This is a genomic window from Xenorhabdus ishibashii (genome assembly GCF_002632755.1).
Lineage (GTDB): Bacteria > Pseudomonadota > Gammaproteobacteria > Enterobacterales > Enterobacteriaceae > Xenorhabdus > Xenorhabdus ishibashii.
Genome location: NZ_NJAK01000001.1, coordinates 627,223 through 646,187, shown reverse-complemented (window position 1 = coordinate 646,187; position 18,965 = coordinate 627,223). Strand labels below are relative to the sequence as shown.

Annotated in this window: 20 protein-coding genes; 5 read left to right on the top strand and 15 right to left on the bottom strand. The window is 41.4% G+C overall.

Features of this window, described 5'->3' with window-relative positions; translation table 11 throughout:
- Positions 1-8: 8 nt before the first annotated feature.
- From Xish_RS18770 to Xish_RS03060, 10 genes are all read right to left on the bottom strand, one after another.
- Positions 9-1,859 carry a phage tail protein gene (locus tag Xish_RS18770; RefSeq protein WP_099116663.1) on the bottom strand — a complete coding sequence of 617 codons (1,851 nt, stop codon included), beginning with the start codon at positions 1,857-1,859 and terminating at the stop codon, positions 9-11.
- Positions 1,856-2,464 carry a phage tail protein I gene (locus Xish_RS03105; protein ID WP_099116662.1) on the bottom strand — a complete coding sequence of 203 codons (609 nt, stop codon included), beginning with the start codon at positions 2,462-2,464 and terminating at the stop codon, positions 1,856-1,858. Before Xish_RS03105 ends, Xish_RS18770 begins: the two co-directional genes overlap by 4 nt.
- Positions 2,457-3,365 (bottom strand): baseplate assembly protein, encoded by a 909-nt coding sequence (locus Xish_RS03100; RefSeq protein ID WP_099116661.1) that lies wholly within the window; start codon positions 3,363-3,365, stop codon positions 2,457-2,459. Before Xish_RS03100 ends, Xish_RS03105 begins: the two co-directional genes overlap by 8 nt.
- A gap of 11 nt (positions 3,366-3,376) precedes the next feature.
- On the bottom strand, positions 3,377-3,727 hold the full coding sequence (locus Xish_RS03095) for a GPW/gp25 family protein (protein WP_099116660.1): 351 nt from the start codon (positions 3,725-3,727) through the stop codon (positions 3,377-3,379).
- Positions 3,724-4,359, bottom strand: a complete 636-nt coding sequence (locus Xish_RS03090) for a phage baseplate assembly protein V (RefSeq protein ID WP_099116659.1) — start codon at positions 4,357-4,359, stop codon at positions 3,724-3,726. The genes Xish_RS03095 and Xish_RS03090 overlap by 4 nt, the downstream gene beginning before the upstream one ends.
- Before the next feature lie 157 nt (positions 4,360-4,516).
- On the bottom strand, positions 4,517-4,999 hold the full coding sequence (locus Xish_RS03085; protein ID WP_244185906.1) for a lysis system i-spanin subunit Rz: 483 nt from the start codon (positions 4,997-4,999) through the stop codon (positions 4,517-4,519).
- 56 nt (positions 5,000-5,055) lie between these two features.
- Positions 5,056-5,259 (bottom strand): tail protein X, encoded by a 204-nt coding sequence (locus Xish_RS03080; protein WP_099116657.1) that lies wholly within the window; start codon positions 5,257-5,259, stop codon positions 5,056-5,058.
- Positions 5,260-5,646: 387 nt separating this feature from the next.
- A complete protein-coding gene (locus Xish_RS03070) occupies positions 5,647-5,886 on the bottom strand; it encodes a hypothetical protein (protein ID WP_244185905.1) in 240 nt (79 codons plus the stop codon).
- A gap of 157 nt (positions 5,887-6,043) precedes the next feature.
- A complete protein-coding gene (locus Xish_RS03065) occupies positions 6,044-7,930 on the bottom strand; it encodes a replication endonuclease (RefSeq protein ID WP_244185904.1) in 1,887 nt (628 codons plus the stop codon).
- A gap of 85 nt (positions 7,931-8,015) precedes the next feature.
- Positions 8,016-8,354 carry a DUF5347 family protein gene (locus Xish_RS03060; RefSeq protein ID WP_099116655.1) on the bottom strand — a complete coding sequence of 113 codons (339 nt, stop codon included), beginning with the start codon at positions 8,352-8,354 and terminating at the stop codon, positions 8,016-8,018.
- Between the two features lie 257 nt (positions 8,355-8,611).
- On the opposite strand from Xish_RS03060, the gene Xish_RS03055 reads away from it, so the two are divergent.
- Positions 8,612-9,232 (top strand): phage repressor protein CI, encoded by a 621-nt coding sequence (locus tag Xish_RS03055; protein WP_099116654.1) that lies wholly within the window; start codon positions 8,612-8,614, stop codon positions 9,230-9,232.
- A 74-nt stretch (positions 9,233-9,306) separates the two neighbouring features.
- Here the strand turns inward: Xish_RS03055 and Xish_RS03050 are convergent, their stop codons facing one another.
- Entirely contained in the window at positions 9,307-9,855 is a 549-nt protein-coding gene (locus Xish_RS03050; protein WP_099116653.1) for a GNAT family N-acetyltransferase, read from the bottom strand.
- 16 nt (positions 9,856-9,871) lie between these two features.
- A complete protein-coding gene (locus Xish_RS03045) occupies positions 9,872-10,366 on the bottom strand; it encodes a bactofilin family protein (protein WP_244185902.1) in 495 nt (164 codons plus the stop codon).
- Between the two features lie 1,080 nt (positions 10,367-11,446).
- Here Xish_RS03045 and Xish_RS03040 point away from each other — a divergent pair.
- On the top strand, positions 11,447-12,262 hold the full coding sequence (locus tag Xish_RS03040; protein WP_099116652.1) for a helix-turn-helix transcriptional regulator: 816 nt from the start codon (positions 11,447-11,449) through the stop codon (positions 12,260-12,262).
- 315 nt (positions 12,263-12,577) lie between these two features.
- On the opposite strand, the gene Xish_RS03035 is transcribed toward Xish_RS03040, so the two are convergent.
- Both Xish_RS03035 and Xish_RS03030 read right to left on the bottom strand, forming a co-directional pair.
- Positions 12,578-13,246, bottom strand: coding sequence for an epoxyqueuosine reductase QueH (locus Xish_RS03035; protein WP_099116651.1), 669 nt, complete (start codon positions 13,244-13,246; stop codon positions 12,578-12,580).
- 118 nt (positions 13,247-13,364) lie between these two features.
- The gene (locus Xish_RS03030) at positions 13,365-14,114 is read right to left on the bottom strand and encodes an SDR family NAD(P)-dependent oxidoreductase (protein WP_099116650.1); all 750 of its coding nucleotides are present in this window, start codon (positions 14,112-14,114) and stop codon (positions 13,365-13,367) included.
- A gap of 264 nt (positions 14,115-14,378) precedes the next feature.
- Here Xish_RS03030 and Xish_RS03025 point away from each other — a divergent pair, with 264 nt between their 5' ends.
- The 3 genes from Xish_RS03025 (at position 14,379) to Xish_RS03015 (ending at position 17,969) form a co-directional block, all read left to right on the top strand.
- Complete coding sequence (locus Xish_RS03025) at positions 14,379-15,983, top strand: AMP-binding protein (protein ID WP_099116649.1); 1,605 nt, start codon at positions 14,379-14,381, stop codon at positions 15,981-15,983.
- Between the two features lie 280 nt (positions 15,984-16,263).
- A protein-coding gene (locus Xish_RS03020) for an IS1 family transposase (RefSeq protein ID WP_099116647.1) occupies positions 16,264-16,958 on the top strand; the annotation gives its coding sequence in 2 pieces (ribosomal slippage) (positions 16,264-16,510 and positions 16,510-16,958; 696 coding nt in all).
- A 339-nt stretch (positions 16,959-17,297) separates the two neighbouring features.
- Positions 17,298-17,969: a hypothetical protein gene (locus tag Xish_RS03015; protein WP_099116648.1), complete on the top strand. Its 672-nt coding sequence runs from the start codon at positions 17,298-17,300 to the stop codon at positions 17,967-17,969.
- Between the two features lie 285 nt (positions 17,970-18,254).
- Here the strand turns inward: Xish_RS03015 and Xish_RS03010 are convergent.
- Positions 18,255-18,949, bottom strand: a protein-coding gene (locus tag Xish_RS03010) for an IS1 family transposase (RefSeq protein WP_099116647.1) whose coding sequence is annotated in 2 segments (ribosomal slippage) — positions 18,255-18,703 and positions 18,703-18,949 — 696 coding nt in all. Because the reading frame shifts where the segments join, the coding sequence is not laid out codon by codon here.
- Between the last annotated feature and the right edge of the window lie 16 nt (positions 18,950-18,965).

Sequence of the window (18,965 nt, the reverse complement as noted above, 5' to 3'; positions counted from 1 at the left end):
CCCTATATTCATTCCGACTCAGTCAATTTCCGTTGTTGCTGATTCCAAATAGAATTTTCTGGCATCTGGACGCGGACAAATATAGACCGACCAACAGGAATATCAATCGGGTCACCGTCAACGTAGTCCTTTCGTACATTTCTGGCGAATGTGGGTACGTCTGAATACTCGCGGTGATACGTCATGATTTTGATTGAACCATCGGGTAACACCTCATAGTTTACCCAAATCAACGGCAGTTTATTTTTGCACAGCGGGATTTCAACCCCACCATCAACACCACCCCATGCCGCATCTGCATTAAATCCCAGTACGTTTTTGATGAGATAAACGCCCTCAGACAGACGCTCGACAATAGCACCCGTTGATTCGTCATTTGTTTCAAATTTCCCGTCATTCCAGATTTTGATGATGGGGCTGGCTTTTTTCAGGAACCCATCAATAACAGTAGTATTCGCTGTACCCCAAATGGTATTCCATTTATTCCACCGATTACCCAACCGGTAACGGCTCGCCATCCCTGCGTCATCCACCTGAATTTGTGCGACCATTCCCGTGCTATCACTACCGCCAGTACGTGTCATCACCATGATAGGGGCGTGGGTGTTGTAGAAATTTTTAGCAGCATAGCCACCGCCACTATGCCAACCAGTTGTTGTCATAGAGTTGGCATCATATTCAGCGGGTGAGCTGATTCCTACGGGTTGGGAACCGATCCCATAATCACCCACTTTTAGTGCACCGACATCAGCCGCGTTCAGATTCACGTCACCTGTTAGCGGTTTACCGTTAATTCGACGACTATTGGGCACCGTTCCCACCAAACCGAGGTTTTTCACAAACTCATCTTTGTTTGGAATATCCGCACCATTCTTGTTTTTCTCCAAACGTGTGTTGGCATTATTATTTGCATTAGCCGCATTTTGGTTTGCAGTGTTAGCTAAAGATCTAACCTCACCCACTTTAGCGTCAGTTTGGGCTGTGTTATACGCACCAACATCTGCTGCGTTCAGTGCAATATCCGCCGACAGTGCTTTTCCATTTACCTTGCGGGTAGAAGGCACGCGAGTGTTTGCATTAGCATTCGCAGCATTTGCCTGTTTTATCGCCTCCCCCACTTTAGTATCTGTTTCGCCCTTAGAGTATGCACCAACATCACCTGCATTCAGAGCAATATCCGCCGACAGCGCCTTACCATTCACCTTACGCCCTGCTGGAACGCGGCCATTGGCATTATTATCCGCAGCTTTAGCCAAATCATATGCCGTCTTCACCGCTTTCGGTGTTGCCGCATGCGTTTCGCTATTGCTGTCCACCGCGCTGCTCAGGATCACAAATCCCTTTTCTTTCAGCGTCGCATCTGGATGGTTACGGCTATTGGCATGTTTCTTAATGGAATCATCCACATATTCACGCGTCGCCAAAATCACAGATGGATCAACTTTCAATGTCACCGCGTTGGCGCTGCTGACAATCAGGATCATACGGATTGTCTGGGTACGGCCGGAACCTTCCTGCAATTGGGGTTTGTAGGTTTCTGCGCAGTTACCTACCGCAATCAACACTCCATCTTTGTCATACAGGCCGATTTCACGGATCCACCAGCCACCTTCGTTTTCAGGAATAACCTGTTCCGCAATGATTTGGTTGGTGTTTTTCGGATCAATACTCAGCGTGTTAATCGCTGCACGACGCTTTTCATTAATCAGTTTGGCTTGTTTAGTGTCCGGTGTCGGCAACTTGCCACCACCATCACCAACGGCCATATGGGTAATTTCAATTTTAGTACCCAATGCCGCCGCATTTGCTAATTTATCTGCGCCTAACTGCGTCAGCAGCGCAAAATATTTGGTACTCATGATCTAATCCTCATGTCATCAATAATATGTATGCCCGCACCCACAACTTCTGAGCCGGAGATTGTTATTTGTTCAGGGAAATAAGGGTAAACCGTCAGTTCGTCCCCACTGTAAGTCGCCGCCGAGTAGTGATATTCACCGCGTGTATCCAGATTGATGTCCAACCCAATCAAATGTCGGCTCACGGGCTTGGCATCAAAAATCAGGTTTTCCAGCTCCTCGAACATTTCATGGGTGATGCCGTTCTCCAGTACACCGATATCCAGCCGGAAAGTGCCTGGGGTATCGTTGGTTTGCCACCACTCTTTTACGCGGATGAGATAACCCAATGGCTCTACAACTCGCCGAATCGCACCAATCGTTCCTTTATGTTTATGCAGGAATAGCGAACTTTTGATCACTTCCCTTTTGGTGCTCTCAGACCAACGCTCGTCCCAGCGATCGACTGACCACGCCCAGGCCAGATAAGGCAGCAGTGATGTCGGACAAGTGTCTGGGTCCCACAGCTCCCGTAACGGAACCTTGACCTTCTGCAATTCAGCGCAGGCTTTGGCTGCTGCAAGTTCTAGCTGAGTCGAGCCCATCGGTAGGAGGCGATCATTCATCCGAACCTCCCATCGTTAGGGTTGTTTTAGTGCAGTAAGATGCTTGGGTTTTATCCAATACGACGTCTTTCAACGGCGCTTTCAATTCCACGCGCTGGACACCTTCCACATGCAATGCGGCATAAATCGCTGACAAACGAATATCACGCCCCAAGCGGTGCTGTGCTTCAACATAGTGTTTCAACCTCTGCTCTGCCGCCTTGCGGATAGGTTCTGACTCTGGTGTTGGGAAGATGTACAAAACCGCATCAATTTCATATTCCACAATGTTCGCAGACTGGATTTTTAGTCGATCTGCCACTGGACGCACGTTTTCATCGTTCAGCGCTTTTTCGACTATTTCCAGCAACTCTTTGGAAGCGACACCCTTATCTTCCCGCGACATAATAGTTACGGTGACGTTAGCTGGTGACGGGCTGATTGCTGAAGCGTCAGCGACACGGCCATCTGCACTGCGGGCATGATATTCATACGCACCGACTGGGCCGGCAACGCTTAAGCCTTCAAAAGCCTGTGGAATGCGCACGCGGTAGTCGTTGTCAGATTCCATCACTGCGGGTGTTGGTGGTATGGTAGAGTTATCCGCAGGACGCAGAATCATACGGGATACGTTGTTGTTCGCCCCCAACTGATCCAAATCGCTGCCTGTTGAATAAGCTACCATCACCGCCCGAGCAGCTTCGTTAACCCGCTGACGCAAAAGCAACTCGCGATAAACATTCTCTTCCAGCAACTTGACCAAAGGTTCAGATTCCAGTTGCAAAGTACGTGCAATGGCTTCTTGTTGATCTTCTGGATAGAGCGATATCAGGCCTTTTTTGCGCTCTTCCAGCAGTTGTTCATAATCCAGTAGCTCAACCACATCCGGTGGCGGCAACTGGCTTAAATCGATTGTTGGCATGATTTATTACCTCACCGGGAATGGCTCACCGGAATAGAAAGTGAAAATTCCTCAGCAGATTGATGATATGTCCCCGTAATATCCACCACCATTTTGCCGTCTTGTAGGGTATCCATCGTGATGGCGGTCAGTGTCACACGTGGCTCCCAACGGCTGATGGCGGTATAGCAGGCCGCCATGACCTGAAGCCGGAGCGCTGAGTTTTGTGGCCAGTCAATCAGCTCTGGCAATAAAGAGCCGTAAGTACGACGCGCGATACGGCTGCCCACGGGGGTTAACAAAATATCGCTGACGGATTGCCGGATATGAGCCAAATCTGTCAACTCTCGTCCCGTTTGCCGATTCATTCCCAGGTACATCATACGGGGCCTCCTGATGTGTCACCGCCTGACCTGATGCCGGTGTGTTTATGGGAATCCACGACCACGCCGTTGGAACTGAATGTGCCTCCGGTGTGTTCAATATTGCCCGTCATTTTGCCGCCGTTGCGCACAATCAAGTTGCCAGTGCTCATTAGCTGCGTACAAATGACTTCCGGCGTATCCAGCGTAATTCGGGTGCTGGCGACACAGGTGATTTCCGGCGCGGTAATATGGACGGAATCCGAAGCAGTCACTGTCGCGGTTTTGATGCCAGTTACAGTCAATGCGCCAGATTGCGGTTCATACTCCATCACGGCACCATCCGGAAATTTGATATGTGTCGCTTCAGGTGATGTTGATGGAGCCGGAAACTCATCTGAAAAAATAGCAGGCAATACAAAGGCGGTGGTCAGTTCTCCGCCTATGGACAGTAATAAAACCTGCTCACCGACACTGGGCGCCCACCATGTGCGGGAGTTTCCCGCTCTGGATGTCAACCAGTGCAGCCAGTTGGTTTCAAGGTTGCCTGTCGCGACTCGGCACATTCCCTTTGTGGTATCCACTTGGGTAATGACGCCGGTTCGGATCAGGTTGCGCAATAAGCGCATCAGTTCAGTGAGTTGTATGTTCATGGCATAAGAATGCCACGAAACAGCCGGCTGGACATTAAACTGGGCTTGTAGGAAGCAACATACAAATACAGAATTAAAATACTTTTAAATCAAAGAAATAAAAGGCCTTCTCAGGAATAAAAGAAGGCCTTGAAAACAACATTGTAATAAGATGCGATCATTCTGATTTACACTGTCGAACAACATCACGGACATAGTGTTGTAAGTAGTCTAATTTGGTCTGGTCTTTGATGATGCCGGTTCGGATATCGTAAATAGTGCGTCCAGCTTTTGCAGTGAGTTCGATTTGGGTTCCATTGCCCACGCTGCGGGGGCGGGTGTCTCGGTTTTGGGTGAGCTGACAGGTAGCAAGGTTGGCGGCGGCGATTTGCACCCGCCGATGACCAGCAACAATGTCAGTACGCAAAGCTGCATTTTCTTCGGTGGCATGAGCTAATTTTCCTGAATAGTATTCATCTAATTGTGCAGCCCGATTTTGTGCCTCTTTCATTTGCCGGATAGCCGCTAACGTTTCTGACTGGGCTTTTTGGTTGATGGCAGCAAGCTGTGCAGCATGTTGCTGTTTCAAATTCTCTATTTCGCTGAGAAACAGAGAACGATGTCCCCACCAACCAAGGCTTCCTCCAATGACCAAGCTCACAATTAAGGACATCTTTTTTATTGTATTAATTCCCAACAATCCAATTCGCCTCCCCTTTAATCCCAAAGTTGGATAATAGGTTTGCTGGCGGCAGGCATAAATTCAGGCATTTCAACTTTAGTTCCATGAGGCAGTACCGCGCCAAAATCAGCTAATCCTGGGTTTGCCTGCAACACACGTTCAGTCATTCCCAATGTACGGCCATAATGACGCCAGCAGATAGCATCTACAGTCTCATTTTGTTGTGCGATAATTTGCATACACTCTCCTTTTTTTGCAGAAGTCAGTTAGTAAATCGGAGAGTTATGATCAAATAATTGGCAAAATGCCTCAATGAGGTGAGATTGTGAGATAAGTAGTACAAATGAAGAACAATTCAATCCAAATAAACCAAGAGCAGAAAATGGTTTCCTGCCCTTGGCTGTTATCTCTTATTACAATGAAATGCTATGTGTTGGAGGATATTGAACCTTTGTCAGTGTTAATCATACAACCAACCATCATCCTCCCAAATGTCTTGAATAAGTGCCATCATATGATCGCGTTCACTGTTTTCTTAGTCTCAGTCACTTTTACTGAGGCGCTACTACTAATTCCAATTTTAAAATTTGTATCAGGATAGTGTGGTAATATTTTTAGTTCACTTCCTAATCTTCTCTTGAACCCGCATTCCCTAATATGTTGTTGCCGCTCACCTCATTACCTAACAGATTGCTTTCCTGTTTACTCTGGTAGCTGTTAAACCTTTTTTCATAAGGTGCAGATAGCTCTGCTATCCAAACCAGTGCCAGCTCTTTGTCTTCCGCATGATTGCACTCGCAACTTGTTGCCATCCGAGCAATGAAATTGATACGTTGCGCTACCAATGATTCTATAAGAGATTCCACTGATCTATCTGCCTCCATATAAGAAACTGTATATATATACAGTACACGTAATAAGACTAAAATTAAAGTAGTTTTTATCTGTTTTAGTCATTAAATTTGCTAGTTAGTAACTATTGCCTGTTGTTTTAGCAGAAATATTTGCTAATTTGATTGATTTTTATGCTATAGCAATTCTACAGTCTGTAAAATACTGTATCTTTCTACTTTCCTGTTCACCCGTACAGTTATTGACAGAACTCCAAGAGGGAAATTTTTTGCTCCTTTTATAAACAATTCGTTCGGATGTAATAGCGGGGTCTGATTTAGGCACAATGCTCCACTGATGAATTCGGGTACAAATAAATCCCGCATAAGGCAAAAATGGTGAAGTCACGCCTTGTATGGATTGAACATCTTCACCATAAGGGCTGCCAAAAGGGATATTTTTGTAAAATAAGCGAATAACTAAATCACGACGTGAAACCCAAGGTCCGCCCTGTGCCTGGGTATAAGCAGCCCAATTTCCCTCATCTGCTGCCTGCAACACTGCGTTTATTTTATTGTCAGACAGGCGTACTTGCCTGAGCCGACGCAATTCGCGCCAAACCGAAACTGGGGCACCGCCAATTTGTTGAAACTGACGTATACGCCAGCGACTCGCCCAGGCAGTCACTGATTTTGCCATATCGCGCAGGGACTCACCGGTTTCATAATCTTTTTCCTCCTCCAGAGCATAACCATCAATATTTTTAGAAATGTATTTGGCAATATAACCGGTTGCACTACCTTTATTGGGATCGATCGTCCGATAATTAAAACGTGCCTTTTTGGCTTCATCATCCTGCAACTCGTCCTGCTCTTCCTGACAGGTGTAGTACTCAAGGATTTTTCTGACTTGCTGCAAATGCTCTGGCAACATAAATAACACCATATGCCAATGAGGAGTGCCATCATGATGTGGTTCCACTACACGGAAACCAAATAGATCAATTCCTGCCCGTGCCAACGCCGCCCTGGCTTTTGCCCAGATACGACATAAATAACGCTGGGTATCACGTGGTGTTGCACCATTCCAGGATTTGACAAACCCACCCTTGTGCTGGACAGCATGATATTTTGCCGGAGCCGTGATGGTATAAAATTCCCCAACACAACCCATCTTGTTGGCAATATCTTCGAAACCGCGCATTCTGACCATCAACTCACAACGTCGGATCGCAGGATTCGCATTGCTATGAATAACTGTCTCAGCCAGTGAAATTCGTTCCCCTTTTTCATTTTCTAAATCAAAATGCTTGAAAAATTCACAATTTCGCCGTTTTTGTTCCAACCATTCCCGCAATGCCTGACGTGAAACATAAGGAGAAGCAGCTTGCTGTACCTGCCCAACGGCAATGGCCATATGTTCAGATTGGATATCACGCAAATGCTTTAAACGAAAATACCACCAACGAGCAGACATCATGCGCAACATACCAGAACAGAGCTGATCAATAGATGGCATTTTGCGACCACAATTAAAACGCTGCCAATAAGGGGGATGAGTGCCACATTGCAAAGTTAGCTTTGCCAGTAATTGGTACAACTTAGCAACACGGGAAAATGATCCATCTTTGCTACCAACAGAAGTTGATGGATCTTTTGGGGAAACACGCAAAGAATAGTGTTCATAATTACCAGAAATAAAAACAGAAATGTCGTGGGCAAGTTTCAAAAGTTGTTTGCGATCATACGTCGCCATATTTTCCAATTGTCCAATAAAAGGAAAAGGCGTCATGCCAGAAATATAATGACTAAACTGATACCTTTCTTTTACTAACTGCAATCTTGGTAATACATTCTGTCCAACTGCTTTTCTCAAAAAAGAATTTGCATCACGGCGACCTGAGCGATTAAAGATATCGATATAACGTCGGCTAAAGTATTTCGCCAGAAAATCCGGCATTTGTCCTATATATTGGTGACGCCATTGATGATCTTCCGCATTAACGTTCCATAACAGGCGCTCCGCCATTGAAACACCTTGCGGTATGTTTTTTCCATAAGTAATAACGTTGCTATTCATCAATTTCACCATATTAAGGACGAGCAAGAACCTGGCGTATTTATGCCATCTGTTCAAAAGAGATAATGTATTTAGAAAGCTACAATTAATTAGGCAGTGTCAGATATTTCGGAAATTGGCTGACAACAACCTTGATATGATTCATCGCCTTGATCAGCGCCTGTTTTTCCTCTTGAGTAAAATGGTTGAATTCACTATTGTGGCGGGAGCGTGGGATATTCGCCAAATAGAAAATGGCAGATAACGCTCGTTTATTCTCTTCGTAGTAATCGTCTCTTTTATCACGCATATCAGCAAAAAATCGATTTAACTCCTTTTCATTGTCACCCCAATATGTCGCCCTAATCCTCGACAGATGATTCAATCCTTCCAGTCTCTGGCCGAGGTTAATTTGGGCAAATTTTTCGTTTTCAATATTCGCCATATTTTCCCTCAACATTCTTCTACAAAACGATCCTCAACGATATCCTGCTATTTCCAACTGTTCCCTTCATTTCAAACCCTTCGTCTATCCTCTCAATGACATTCCCGAAATATTTCGATATCGGGCATAAAGATTGAAATCTGGGCGTTCATGATGCAATATCTCTCAATGGTTTTCAGCTTAACCAATCTGGGCCCATCAAAGATCTCATATCGAGAACTTAGGCGGGATACTAATAGCTCTTATCTGTACTGTCAATGAAAAATACCAATATTGAGATCAAAATGGGGGCGGATAGTGGGGGAAGACCTGCTATTGAACGTCTTGTCCGCGCATATGGATTTAAATCACGTCAGGCCCTAAGTGACCATTTGGGCGTTTCCAAAAGCACGATGGCAAACCGCTACCTTCGTGATAGCTTTCCAGCGGATTGGATCATCCAGTGCAATCTCGAAACTGGTGCTTCACTACTGTGGCTAAGCACGGGTCAGGGAGAAATGTTTCCAGATGGAGAAAGCAGCAAAAAAGCGGAACGGTTGGCAGATATCATTGCTCCATCCATCTCTCGTGTAAAACTGTCGGGTGGTAAGCTCAATGAAGCTAATCCTGTAATTTTGGACAGTGAATTGGTTTCCAAGGAACTCAAAAATCCGCTGATTATTGATGATGGAGCCTCATGGTATCTGCTGGATACTCAGGAAGATAATATTCAAGATGGCTTATGGCTGGTGGATATTGAAGGTATGCACAGTATCAAGAAGATTGCCAAAATCCCAATCAGCAAGATCCGTGTCAGCGATAGCGACGTCACTTTTGATTGTGCTATCAGTGACATCAGGTTTATCGGCCGCGTTGCTCTGGTCATATCCAGACAATAATAATTCGGCATAAAACAGTTTCCATCAAGGTTATCTCTATCTATTAGGATAACCTTGATGGTGTTCAACCATTATCATACAAAATCTGAACGCCGAAGCCTGTACAGAACATGCTCCCTTAATGGATGATTTTCTTCCAATCCAGGGTGCAGAAATGTTTTTTCATCTCTGACCATACCCAATTTTTTCATGACATTTTCCGAGCGGTAATTAGAAACCGTGGTAAAAGCGACAACTTCCTCCAATCCGATTTCCGTAAACGCAAAGTCAAAAATTCTGCGGGCGGCTTCACAAGTATAGCCTTGCCCCCAAAATGGCTTGTCCAGACGCCAGCCTATTTCAACAAAAGGAGAGAATGGAAATTTGATGTTCGGGATATTCAGCCCCACAGAACCAATAAATTTACTATTCTGCTTTAGTTCAACCGCCCATAATCCCCAACCACCCTGCGTCTCAAACTTGCGAATACAATTATCGATAAAAGTATCGCTCTGTGCTTTAGTCAGTAAGTCAGGAAAAAATTCCATTACGTCAGGATTATTACTTAAGCGAAAGAAAGGTTCTCTGTCTGCATCTTTCCAGGCACGGAGCCACAACCTTTCTGTTTCCAATTCGATAACCACAACGCCTCCTTGATTATCAGGCGTTGTTTTTCGATTTTGGTTTATCGTTCTGATTTTCCCTAATGGAAACAACTCGTTCCATTTCCGGCCTTTTCTTATTATCAACCTGTTCAGACTGACCAAAGAACAATCCGCCACGTCGAATTGACATACTGCCGCAACGGCTAATACCCCGTAACTCACCATGCTCCAGTATATCTAATGTTTCCGCACAGCACGTGCCTTCAACATGACCATCAATGATAATTTCGGGGGCATTCAGCTCACCTTCCACTTTGCCGGCATGCATAATCCGAATGGCACCACCTTTTACGCGTATATTGCCAATGACTTTCCCCCAAATCTGGATATCCCCATCCATTTCAACATCTCCCTTGAAAACAGAGTTTTTCGCAATAATGGTATTGGGACGGATCTCAGCTTCGGGTAATTTTTTCTCTTCAGGTTTGACACTTATAGTAGGTGTTACAGAACTGGCAGGAGCTGCCTCGGTTGTTTTTTTTCCAAACATAGCGTTTATTCTCAATTTCATTTTCATAAAGTAAAACACTAAGGCGAAAAAAGATAAAATTGCTGTTATGGTGCAACTAAAATGAGCACCATACAGATATAGTCCCAATGCAATTCCCCAAAGGAGCCATACGCTGTATAAAAAAGCGTTATCTGAAAAACGATACATTTTCATATTGTTCTCGTTTTTGTGGGTTTTTCTTATATTTCATCAGCAAAATATATCTATACATATGCCTTAGTAGGTAATAGAAGCTAGAAGCAGATAGTGGAAGCACATCCTAGCATTGTACAAATATAAAAAACAATCTACGAAGCTATAACGAAGGGATTTATAGCGTTATTATACGGATAAAGCTTCTGTTTAAGTTTAATTATATGATTTATCATGAAATTTTCTAATGTCTCTTAAATAAGAAAACCCCAAAAGATCAGTTATCATTTCTTGCTTAATACATACAAATTCTAAAGGTTCACAATTTATTAACAAAAAATATAAGGCATTAATAAAAACGCATCATGTTTAGGGTCATGAAAACACGTTATTCTCAATAGCTATTTGACTTATGGCTATTTAATCTATAAATCTGTAATCAGAACTAAATGGATAATCCCCCATTGTTTTAATTATATAGTTCAACAGTAATTGATATTTTTTAATATGAAAATTCCATTGCAATACCAGTATTCATTTGAGTAATGAATCATCCTGCGTTTTTAACATTAATTATCAATAATATCTATTGCATTATTATTCGGACAGTAAAATAAATAAACAACATTTGCAAATAAAAATAAATCCATGACATTTCTGGCATTCTTGACGGCAAATGACTTAATAAAAAATCATAGGTAAATATAAGTAACTTTAATATTAACAAAACTTTAAAAATAGCCATTCAAATATCAACCAAAACAAGGCGAAAAATAGACAGGCAATTTTTAGTCGTAAAAAAATACACTTAAATCTAACACAAATGTTTATTTGGCTATATAATATAAGCGGTTATTTAATAATAAAAAAACTTCATGCACTCATCAAAAAACGATTACTCACGATACGGAAAATTAGGAGTATTAAATGAAAAGGACGACGGGCTTAAATCAAAAGAATATTTGCACACTCCAATTAACTATGCCGGATTTCAATATCCTGAAGCATAAACAAAGAGGGTTATATATTTTACTCGATGGCGAAATGGTATGGAAAGATTGCATAAACACTTATCACATTAAATCGAATCAGATCCTCTTTACCCATCCTGGGAGTTATGCAGCTAAAACCAATACGGAAAGTTGTCAGCTATTATGGTTACCCTTACACATGGAGTTTTTACGTAGTTTTTTACAACGTTTTGGCTCATTGTTAAGTAAGTTAGAGCGACAGGAGTTTCCTGCTTATAGGTTGATTCCTTTTAACCCGTTTCCCTTGTTAACAGAAAGCATTCACGGGCTGGCTAACTTATTAGCACATGATTCCCCGCCAGCGTTGGTTCAATTAAGAGTTGAAGAATTATTGTTACTGCTTTCCTTAAATAAACAGGGGGCATTGTTAATGTCTATTCTACGAAAATTAAGTAATCGTCAGGTAGAACGTCTGCAAACATTTATGGAAGCTCACTATCTCAAGGAATGGAAATTGAATGACTTTGCACGTGAGTTCGGGATGGGATTAACTTCTTTTAAGGAGCTTTTTAACAGTGTCTATGGTACTTCACCCAAAGCTTGGATCAGTGAACAACGTATTCTTTATGCACATCAATTATTACTAAATAGCGAAATGAATATCGCTGATATTTCATTGGAATCGGGTTTTTCCAGCCAATCCTATTTCACTCAAAGCTATCGCCGACGCTTTGGCTGTACACCTAATCGCTCCAGATATGGGAAAGATTGATAATTCATTTAATAACTAATAGTTAGCACTATATCCCATAAATCAAGGCTTTCCAGTTTTATATAAACTAGTTTTAGATCAAACTGAAAAGCCGCAACCACAATTAGCCTAAGATATCACCAAAATCATGAATGATCGTTTTTATCAATCAATCTTCCCTTATTGATCTGTGCAATCCATTGGACGACGGTATCTTATTTCACATATAGTCATGGTGACTCATCACTGTTTTAGAGCTAATCCAACTAAGTTTTAAGTCACCACCAGGGATTTTTATATTTGCCGTATCTTTGGCCTGCTTCTACGCAGGCTTTTTTATTCTTTTTTATTGTTATCTGCACTATAAAAGACTGTACCTAATTTAATTCTTTCACGGCCAGTAGCCAGACGATGACGATTAGTATCCCGCAGCGAGTAAATACAACCACAATATTCCTGCTGATAGAACTCTTCTCGTTTACTGATTTCTATCATACGGGCAGATCCGCCCCCTTTGCGCCAGTTATATTCCCAATACACTAAGTCAGGATAACGGGAAGCGGCACGAACCCCACACTCATTGATCTGTTGCATATTTTTCCAACGCGAAATACCGAGTGAACTGGTAATCACAGGGAAACCATGTTCGTAGGCATAAAGTGCTGTGCGTTCGAAACGCATATCAAAGCACATTGTGCAACGAATGCCACGTTCAGGCTCATTTTCCATTCCCTTTGCGCGTTCAAACCAATTATCACGGTCGTAATCTGCATCAATAAAAGGAATTCCCATTTCCTGCGCAAAACGGATATTTTCATCTTTACGCAGCTCGTATTCTTTAAGGGGATGAATATTGGGGTTATAGAAAAATATTGTGAAATCAATTCCTGAAGCCAACATTGCTTCCATCACTTCCCCAGAACATGGCGCACAACATGAGTGCAATAGCACTTTTTTGTGTCCGTTTGGCAATGGAAGAGATTTACGCTCATAATTCAGTGACATAATATTTCTTACCTGATTCAGACAATAAAAAATCAGGAAGAGAACAAATCTCCCTCCCTGTGTTTACAGGATAGATATTTTACTTTTTCAACTGCCTTACGACAATCTTTGTAAACAATCAGGCTTCCTGTACTTCTGGCAAAACCTGCCCACCATCAACGATAATTGTTTGTCCGGTTATATATTTTGCTTCATCAGAAGCAAGAAAACAGGCAGCATAACCAATATCTTCAGGCGTTCCCAAAACCCGCATTGGGGTGGTCTCTTTCACATGACTGAGGAATTCATCACCAAATGACTTTAAGCCATCCGTCATAATCATGCCCGGCATAACTGCGTTAATGGTAATACCCTGCCCCGCATATTCCAAAGCAGCACTGCGCATAAACCCAAGTTGACCTGCTTTACTGGCACCATAATGGCTGTAACCCGAAATACCCGTTATCTCTCCCGTGATGGATGAAGTGATAACAACACGCCCGTAACGCTGTTTTTCCATCACATTCAATGCAGCCTGCACCAGGAAAAACGTTCCTTTAAGGTTAACGGTGTGCACGAGATCCCAATCTTCCGCGGTCATCTCTTTAAGATAATGTTGTGGGAAAATACCGGCATTGGAACAAAGAATGTCGAGCCTACCGTACTTTTCAACAATCTGGGCAACCACGTTTTTACATGCTGCCTGATCAGTCACATCAAGAGGTATGAAATCAACTTCCAGCTCTTTGGCAATGGCTTCTCCTTTCACCTTATCAGTACCTGCAATAATGGTAACAGCACCAGCTTGCTTCAATACCTTCGCAATTCCCGTGCCAATACCTTTGGTTCCCCCTGAAATAAAAGCAATTTTTCCCGCCAAATTGAACATAATTTTTCCTTTTGTATTAATGGTGAGCGTGTTTTTATTATCTTAAATATAATCCTCCAATCTATTTTCAAATAGTTATTTTATCAAGTTTAATAAATGAAATCGGCATATAAAAAATATAAAATAAATTCATATTATTTACATGGAATTTTTAAATAAAACAGCCCCCTTTAAATCGTACCAACATTGCTTATTTTTCTGCCAGCGGTTACTTTTAAAGTAAGTAACAATTTTGTTAAAGAAAATAATATGGGGTGAAAAAATATGATTCTCAATAATTCATTCTTACATGAATATACCGGCACTGCATTATCACCGATTTTATTTCTTAAAAGGGCAGTATTAAGCAATGGTAATGATATAGCCATCATTGATGGAAAACAGTGTTGGACCTGGTATCAATATGCCAATCGCTGCGAAAGGATTGCTATCTCTCTCCAGCAAATGGGAGTGAATAAAGGAAGTGTAGTCTCAGCTATTTTACCAAATACCCACGAATTGCTTGAATTACATTTTGCGGTTCCTTTGTCTGGTGGTATCCTCAATGCCTTAAGTACCCGAACTGATGCTGCTACCTTAAATTTTGTTTTTGAAAAATTGCATCCAAAAATATTATTTATCGACAAAAGTTATCTTTCACTATTAAGTAATGTCTCTTTCAATAATCCAATTAAGATAATTATTGTTGATGAAAACAACTCAGCTATTCCTACATCTCCTGCCGGACATGAATTTATATCTTACGAATCACTGGTAACCGCACACTCCTCAAAAACACTTTCATTTATCCAAATTGACGAACAAACCGCTATCAGTATTAATTCTACTTCGGGCACCAGCGGGCAACCTAAATTAGTTGTTTATTCTCACCGTGGTGCATTTTTAAATGCTATTTCTAATATACTGGATTGGGACATGCCCAGAACTCCCACCTTTTTATGGACTCTTCCCATGTTTCACTGCAATGGTTGGTGTTTCCCGTGGACAGTTGCGGCACGGGCCGGCACACACATCTGTATCAGGAAATTTGATGCAGAAGAAGCGATGCAACTTATCCAGAAACATCACGTAACCCACTATTGTGGTGCCCCGATTATTCACTACTCTTTAGGCAAAATGATTCAAAAGCATGGAAAGCATTTTGGTGGACGCGTTTATGGCTTGATTGCTGGCGCACCACCGACAGAAATGATGTTTTCGTTGCTGGACGAGGTCGGTATCAATGCCACGCATGTTTATGGATTAACCGAAACTTATGGCCCTGTAGTTGTTTGTGAAAATAAACATGAATGGAAAACACTACCAGAATCAGAAAAAGTCTTAAAACGGATGCGTCAGGGAATTGTTTCTAATTTACAAGGGCAGGTAAGCGTTATTGATAAAAACAACTCAGAAGTTCCTTTTGATGGCAAAACCATCGGCGAGATCGCTATTCGCGGTAATATCGTAGCAGTTTATGATCCTGTACGTCATGTTACACCGGAAATCACCAACCAATGGTTTTATACTGGTGATTTAGCAGTTGTCGATCCTGATGGCTATATCAAAATCATCGATAGAAAAAAAGATATCATTATTTCCGGTGGTGAGAATATTTCCAGTCTTGAGCTGGAAAATGCCCTATCCAGTTATCCTGGTATTTTGGCTGCCGCTGTTGTGGCAAAACCCGATCCCTATTGGGGAGAAGTTCCCCATGCTTTTATTGAACTCGACGAAAATGCATCAATTACAGAGCAAGAGTTAAATGATTATATTTGTACTGTAATAGCACGTTATAAACGCCCAAAAGGATATACTTTTTTAACTTTACCGCGAAATGCCAATGGAAAAGTTGTGAAAGATCAATTAAGAAAATGTGTTAAAGACTGATATAAATCGTATAAAGACATTAATAATGAATTAACAACAATGGAGCTGATCACTGCATGAAAATGACTACACAAAAATATAATTTTACACCAGAGGATTATATTATTTTAAGTTTACATGATACGGCCTGAAAAAAGTTTGTTCATAGATTAAATAGTTAGTTGCGGTAGACTTCCCGATTTTTAGTGATAAAGGTAAAGCATGGCTAAAGTTGACGTTGGGGTCGTGTATTCAAGGCGTTGTTCTTCATCTATAATGCTTATTTTGCGAGATAACATGCATGGCCACAGTAGAAGTAAAATGTCGATTTTGTCACCAGACGAAGGACGTTAAAAAACATGGTATTGGAAAAGGTGGGCACCAACGTTATCGTTGTTTATCCTGTCATCGTACTTTCCAGCTCGATTATTCTTATCGCGCTTGTCAAGCCGGAATAAAAGAACAAGTCGTTGATCTTGCCATGAACAATGCCGGCATCCGTGATACGGCCAGAGCCCTGCATATCAGCATTAATGCTGTCGTACGCGTTTTAAAAAACTCCAGCCACGATGTGTAACAACCTTACCTGTGGGTGAAGTTGAAATTGAATTTATCTGCGATGTCGACGAAATGTGGTCATTCGTCGGGAATAAAAAGTGCCAGCGTTGGTTATGGTATGCTTGGGAGCCTCGCCTAAAACGTATCATTGCGCATGCTTTTGGTAGACGAAACAAGAAAACGCTGAAAAAGTTATTGAAAAAACTGTCTAAATGCAAGGTGGCCTTTTGGTGTACTGATAATTATCGTGCCTATAATTTACTGCCTTCAGCCAACCATCTGGTTGGAAAATATTTTACTCAACGTATTGAACGTGAAAATTTAACGTTACGTAACCGAATTAAGCGCCTGAACCGTAAAACACTTGGTTATTCAAAGTCACCTGAAATGCATGACAAAATCATTGGCACTTTCATTGAACGTGAATATTATATTTGAGGGTGATCAACGATTTGAATACATGACCGCATCTTGAAGTTAGATTGGTATATAATGTAGTATTTCCACTGTGATTCACTTATTAAAATAAACACTTTTAGTTTATGTTTAAATTTAATTAATATTCTGACGAGCTTATATGTTTTTTACAATAAAAATATCTTGATGGTGTTTTATAAAATAGTAAGTTATTCCGTCTTATACCATGGCATGACAAAGTTAATTTATTTTTATGTTAATATGAGTCATAAGTTATTTTTAATAAAGTAGAATTAGTTGTATATCATGATATTGGAATATAAAAATCCAATTAATTAAACTATTGCATAGGATAACATCATGTTCAGATCAAAATCTTTTAATATTCCTCGGCCTGCAACATTGGGTTCCTTAACTCATGCTAAGTCTGTTTCAGATATCTCCTCAGCAGTGATTGATGCCAGAATTTTTATAACAATCAGGGAAGTTAGTCCACATGAAGTATTAAACTTAACCAATGCAATAATGAAAACCACCATGAACACTGAATGGAAATGTAGTAGCTCCGAATACGTTAGTGGTGATTATGAGCAAGAAAATTGGAACATAAGATATGAGTCTGCACGTTCTATTTTTGAACTTGTACATAACAAAATCAAGCTTTGTAGTGAGAAATTATCAAGAATAGGTTCATTATATTTTGCTGCCTATTTTCAAGGTGTTCCTGTTGGAATTTTAGAATTTATTCCTGCAGATAACATAATTTCTAATCTGCCTACGGTTGAGTATTTGGCAACACATTGCGGTATTAGAAATTGTGGTGTTTTACTAATGGAACATGCCGTGAATAAATCACAGCAATTAGGAAACAATGGTAAGATAAAACTTATTCCATTACATAAAGCTACGCCAGCATACATTAACATGGGATTTTCTCCTAGTGATTCAGGATACTTGGTGTTAGATCCTGCTAACAGTCATAGATGGCATTTTAACCCTAGCAATAATAGCTATAGATATATAACATGTTGAATAAATATACCAATCTAACTTCAAGATGCGTGCGATTTCTCCCTGCGGAGCGGGGAGAAATCAGGTTTCATAGCGTGTTGTAAATTGCAGCTTGAAGTTTAATGCGTATATACGGAATTATTAGGAGAAAATGATGTTTAGATCAAAATCTTTTAATACTCATCGGCCTGTAGCATCTGGTTCTTTAATCCGAACACAATCTTTCTCGGAGAAATGGCCAGACTCAGTGAATGTAAGAGCATCCATCGTCGTTAAGGGGTCATGTATTCAAATCGTTGATCACCCTCAAATATAATATTCACGTTCAATGAAAGTGCCAATGATTTTGTCATGCATTTCAGGTGACTTTGAATAACCAAGTGTTTTACGGTTCAGGCGCTTAATTCGGTTACGTAACGTTAAATTTTCACGTTCAATACGTTGAGTAAAATATTTTCCAACCAGATGGTTGGCTGAAGGCAGTAAATTATAGGCACGATAATTATCAGTACACCAAAAGGCCACCTTGCATTTAGACAGTTTTTTCAATAACTTTTTCAGCGTTTTCTTGTTTCGTCTACCAAAAGCATGCGCAATGATACGTTTTAGGCGAGGCTCCCAAGCATACCATAACCAACGCTGGCACTTTTTATTCCCGACGAATGACCACATTTCGTCGACATCGCAGATAAATTCAATTTCAACTTCACCCACAGGTAAGGTTGTTACACATCGTGGCTGGAGTTTTTTAAAACGCGTACGACAGCATTAATGCTGATATGCAGGGCTCTGGCCGTATCACGGATGCCGGCATTGTTCATGGCAAGATCAACGACTTGTTCTTTTATTCCGGCTTGACAAGCGCGATAAGAATAATCGAGCTGGAAAGTACGATGACAGGATAAACAACGATAACGTTGGTGCCCACCTTTTCCAATACCATGTTTTTTAACGTCCTTCGTCTGGTGACAAAATCGACATTTTACTTCTACTGTGGCCATGCATGTTATCTCGCAA